Source organism: Rhizobacter sp. P3_B12, from assembly GCF_056402895.1.
In genome coordinates this window covers 1-5175 of record NZ_JBFUGN010000411.1, presented here as the reverse complement: position 1 = coordinate 5175, position 5175 = coordinate 1, and the positions used below count along the sequence as shown (strand labels likewise).

Annotated in this window: 4 protein-coding genes; all 4 read right to left on the bottom strand. The window is 67.2% G+C overall.

Annotated features, from left to right (window positions below; all coding sequences use genetic code 11):
* Nucleotides 1-860: 860 nt before the first annotated feature.
* A complete protein-coding gene (lolD, locus tag AC1D01_RS19900) occupies nucleotides 861-1547 on the bottom strand; it encodes a lipoprotein-releasing ABC transporter ATP-binding protein LolD (RefSeq protein ID WP_477869299.1) in 687 nt (228 codons plus the stop codon).
* The gene (locus tag AC1D01_RS19895) at nucleotides 1540-2796 is read right to left on the bottom strand and encodes a lipoprotein-releasing ABC transporter permease subunit (RefSeq protein WP_047584554.1); all 1257 of its coding nucleotides are present in this window, start codon (nucleotides 2794-2796) and stop codon (nucleotides 1540-1542) included. The genes lolD and AC1D01_RS19895 overlap by 8 nt, the downstream gene beginning before the upstream one ends.
* Before the next feature lie 43 nt (nucleotides 2797-2839).
* Nucleotides 2840-3631, bottom strand: coding sequence for a GTP cyclohydrolase FolE2 (gene folE2, locus AC1D01_RS19890; protein ID WP_477869297.1), 792 nt, complete (start codon nucleotides 3629-3631; stop codon nucleotides 2840-2842).
* A 99-nt stretch (nucleotides 3632-3730) separates the two neighbouring features.
* Nucleotides 3731-5175: 1-deoxy-D-xylulose-5-phosphate synthase (gene dxs, locus AC1D01_RS19885; RefSeq protein WP_477869295.1), on the bottom strand; the 1445-nt coding region annotated here is incomplete at its 5' end.

Sequence of the window (5175 nt, the reverse complement as noted above, 5' to 3'; positions counted from 1 at the left end):
CTCCTGATTCACACTCGCTGCATCGCCGCCTCGCCGACCGCTGCGCAAGTGGCGGAACGGGCAGGCGAATGAGAATGCCGGAAATCACGGATCGAGTTCCTGGCCCTCGTACTCTTGCGGCGGCACCTGCGATGACAGCTCCACCAACGATTCGGACCCTCGCGAAGAAGACGAGGACGCTGAACCTGATTGGCTGGGGTCATCCGCCGAAGCTCCCTGCGATGGCTGCTGACCGGAAAGTCTTTTGACCAGCTCCCTCTGCAGGAAATAGGCTCCAGTGCTGACCAAGCCTGTTGTCAGTCCGACACCTGCCAAGCCAACTGCCGCCTCCGTGCTGCAGTTGAATTCATTGAGTACGATTCCCACCCCGCACCCCAAAACCCCTAGATTCGCAACAAGAGCTGGGACGCCCACAACCACCGCCGTACCCGCCAAACACTGGGCAAGCGATTTCAGGCAACTCCTGGCACAAGACCGGACTTCCCTCACCTCGTCGCCGACAGTCCCCTTCTGTTCTTGATCCTCCAGGCGGTCTTCCTGCCCGCTGACAGAACTGCTCCGTGATAGGTTGATGTCCGTGTTCATACGGGGTTCCTGCGCAGGCCGTCGAGCCTTCCTGGTATTCGCGTGTTCATGGCCAGTCCGATTTTTGAGAAGTTGCAGAGACGATGCATGTCCGAACTGAGCCCGCGCATCGCAGGTTGCCGATTCGGACACCGCATGAGTGGCCAGAACGCAGATTCGGTTCCAGCACGAGCCGTCTCTTCRCCCTCGCGTACCTCTACGGGATCCACGACGACGGGGCCACGTGCGACATGCCATCGCTCCCGCGATGGCAACCCGCATCGACACTGATCGGCTCAGTCGATCAGCCGCCCCTGCTTCAGCCGCAGCACCCGGTCGCAGCGCTTCGCCAGCCCCTCATCGTGCGTGACCATCACGAAAGCCGTGCCCTGGTTGCGCGCCAGCTCCAGCATCAACGCGAACACACCATCGGCCGTCTCGCGGTCGAGGTTGCCGGTCGGCTCGTCGGCCAGCACGCAGGCCGGCTTGCCGGCCAAAGCCCGCGCGATCGCCACGCGCTGGCGCTCACCGCCTGACAGCTCCGACGGCCGGTGGTGCACGCGCGCAGCGAGCCCCACCTGCGCGAGCACCGCCTGCGCCTGCTCACGCGCCTCGGGCTGCGTCAGCCGGCGGATGCGCAGCGGCATCGCGACGTTGTCGAGCGCCGTGAACTCCGGCAGCAGGTGGTGGAACTGGTAGACGAAGCCCAGGTGCCGGTTGCGCCAGACACCCTGCTCGGTCGCATTCATGTGCGAGAAATCGCGGCCCTTCAGCTGCACCGCACCGCTGGTCGGCGCCTCGAGCCCGCCCATCAGGTGCAGCAGCGTGCTCTTGCCCGAGCCCGACGCGCCGACCACCGCCACCGTCTCGCCGGCCCGCACGCTCAGCGCCACGCCCTGCAGCACGTGCACATCCAGCCCGCCTTCGCTGAAGCGCTTGTGCAGCGCCTGCGCATCGATCACCAGCTCGCGCGAGTCACTCATAGCGCAGCGCCTCCGCCGGTTGCACGCGGCTCGCGCGCCAGCTCGGGTAGAGCGTCGCGACGAACGACAGCACGAGCGAGATCAGCGTGATCGGCACGATGTCGGCGGCCTGCGGGTCGCTCGGCATGCGGCTGATCAGGTAGATGCTCGACGGCAGGAAGCTGGTGCGCAGCAGGTGCTCGATGAAGGGAACGATCACGTCGATGTTCAGCGCGATCAGCAGCCCGAAGCCGACGCCCGACAGCGTGCCGATGATGCCGGAGGCCGCGCCCTGCACCATGAAGATGCCCATGATCGAGCGCGGGCTCGCGCCCAGCGTGCGCAGGATCGCGATGTCGGCCTGCTTGTCGGTGACGGTCATCACGAGGGTCGAGACGAGGTTGAAGGCGGCCACCGCGACGATCAGCGTCAGGATGATGAACATCAGCCGCTTCTCGAGCTGCACCGCGGAGAACCAGTTGCGGTTGGTGCGGGTCCAGTCGCTGACGATGAACTGCGGGCCGAAGGCCTGCGACAGCTGCTCGGCGACATCGCGCGCCTGGAACAGGTCCTTCAGGCGCAGCTGCACGCCGGTCGGGCCGTCGGTGCGGAACAGCTTGGCGGCATCGTCGACGTGGATCATCGCGAGGCCGCTGTCGTACTCGTAGTGGCCGGCGTTGAAGGTGCCGACCACCGTCATCTGCTTGAGCCGCGGCACCACGCCGGCCGGCGTGACCTGCCCGCCCGGCGCGACGATCGTGATCTTGTCGCCCTCGTGCACGCCGAGCGAACGCGCGAGCTCGATGCCGAGCACGATGCCCCACTCGCCGGGCACCAGCTTGGACAAGGTCTTGTCCTTGATCTCCGCGGCGAGGTCGGTGACGGTGGCCTCGTCGTCCGGCGAGATGCCGCGGACGATCGCGCCGCGCATGTCGTCGCCGCGTGCGATCAGCGCCTGCGCCGCGATGAACGGCGCGGCACCGATCACCTGCGGGTTCTCGCGCGCCTGCTTCGCGGCGAGGTGCCAGTCGGGCAGCGCCTGGCCCTGGCCGTCCATCACCTCGACGTGGGCGACGACCGACAGCATGCGATCACGCACTTCCTTCTGGAAGCCGTTCATCACCGACAGCACGATGATCAGCGCCGCGACGCCGAGCGCGATGCCGAGCATCGAGACGCCGGAGATGAAGGAGATGAAGCCGTTGCGACGGCCGGTGCGACCGGCGCGCGTGTAGCGCACGCCGATCTGTAATTCGTAGGGCCAGTTCATAGGTGCGCGGATGCTACCCGGAATGCCCTCCGGATCGCGCCGCTCACAGGCGTTCGATGCGGGCGAAGGCGCTGTGGTTGTGGATCGACTCGAAGTTCTCGACATCGACCGTGTAGCGCCCGATGCGCGGGTCGGCGTTCAGCCCGAGCGCCACGTCGCGCACCAGGTCCTCGACGAACTTCGGGTTCTCGTACGCATGCTCGGTGACCCACTTCTCGTCGGCCCGCTTGAGCATCGGCCAGATCTCGCTCGACGCCGCGTTCTCGGCGAAGCGCACCAGCTCGCCCCACGGCACGTCCTGCAGCAGCTCGGCGCGGATCGTCACGTGCGAGCGCTGGTTGTGCGCGCCGTAGTCGGAGATCTCCTTCGAGCACGGGCACAGCGATTTCACCGGCACCAGCACCTGCGACCACACGACCGGCTTGCCGTCGCGCATCTCGGCGACCCAGCTGCCCTGGTAGTCGAGCAGGCTCTCGACGCCCGACACCGGCGCGCGCTTGCGGATGAAGAACGGGAACTTCACCTCGACGCGGCCGTGCGTCGCGTGCAGCTTCTCGAGCATCTCGGCGAAGCGCAGCTTCAGGCCATCGGCATCCAGCGGTTCGTGCAGCGCATCGAGCCACGCGACGAAGCGCGACATGTGCGTGCCCTTCTGCTCGGCCGGCAGCGCCACGTCGAGCTCCCACTGGCCGATCGTCGGCTGCACGGCCTTGCCGAACTTCAGCTGCAGCGGGTAGCGCACGTCCTTCACGCCGACGCGCTGGATCGCCAGATGGCGCTCGTCGCGCTCGCTCTGCGTGTCGGGGATGTGCAGCGCGTCTTTCAAATTCGTCATGTGATTCATGTCGGACTTCTATCTGTCAACGGCCTGAAGGATGACAGGAATCAGTGCGCACACGGCGCGAAAGGACTTGACGACGCCGTTCAAACGGTCTCAGCGGTGGGTGGCAGCGGGCCTGACGAGCGCCGGCCGCGCGCCGAAGCGCTTCAGGATCGACTGCTCGATGCCCGCCGCATCCAGCCCGCAGGCCGCCAGCAGCCTGGCCGGGTCGCCATGCTCGACGAAGACATCGGGCAGGCCCAGTTGCAGCACCGGGATCTCGATGCGCTCGGCCTGCAAGGCCTCCAGCACCGCGCTGCCGGCGCCACCCATCAGGCAGCCCTCTTCGACCGTGACGATCGCATCGTGCGTGCGTGCGAGCTCGGCCACCAACGCGACATCGAGCGGCTTCACGTAGCGCATGTTGGCCACCGTCGCGCCCAGTGCCTCGCCGGCGGCCAGCGCCGGGTACAGCAAGGTGCCGAAGGCGAGGATCGCGATGCGCTCGCCGCGGCGGCGCACCTCGCCCTTGCCCCAGGGCAACGAGCTCAGTTCGGGATCGATCGCGATGCCCGCGCCGGCGCCGCGCGGGTAGCGCACCGCGACCGGGTGGTCCTGCTCGAACGCGGTGGTGAGCAGCTGGCGGCATTCGCGCTCGTCGGCCGGCGCGAGCACGCTCATGTTCGGCACGCAGCGCAGGAACGCGATGTCGTAGGCGCCGGCATGCGTGGCGCCGTCGCCGCCCACCAGGCCGGCGCGATCGAGCGCGAACACCACCGGCAGGTTCTGGATCGCCACGTCGTGCAGCAACTGGTCGTACGCACGCTGCAGGAAGGTGGAGTAGATCGCGACCACCGGCTTCAGCCCTTCGCAGGCCAGGCCGGCGGCGAACGTCACCGCATGCTGCTCGGCGATGCCGACATCGTGGTAGCGCTCGGGGAAGCGCTTCTCGAACTCGACCATGCCCGAGCCTTCGCGCATCGCCGGCGTGATGCCGATCAGGCGCTTGTCCTTCTCGGCCATGTCGCACAGCCACTGGCCGAAGATGTTCGTGAAGGTGGGCTTGCTCGGCTTGGCCTTCGGGAAGCCCTCGGCCGGGTCGAACTTGCCCGACGCCGCGTGGTACTTGACCGGATCGGCCTCGGCCAGTTTGTAGCCGTAGCCCTTCTTCGTGACGACGTGCAGGAACTGCGGGCCCGGACGGTCGCGCAGGTTCTCGAGCGTGGGAACCAGCGAATCGAGGTCGTGGCCGTCGATCGGGCCGACGTAGGTGAAACCGAACTCCTCGAAGATCGTGCCGGGCACGACCATGCCCTTCGCATGCTCCTCGAAGCGGCGTGCCAGCTCGAACAGCGGCGGCGCGTTCTTCAGCACCGACTTCGCGCCCTCGCGCGCCGCGGCGTAGAACTTGCCGCTCATCAGCCGCGCCAGGTACTTGTTCAGCGCGCCGACCGGCGGCGAGATCGACATGTCGTTGTCGTTCAGCACCACCAGCATGTTGGCCTGCGACACGCCGGCGTTGTTCAGCGCCTCGAAGGCCATGCCGGCGGTCATCGCGC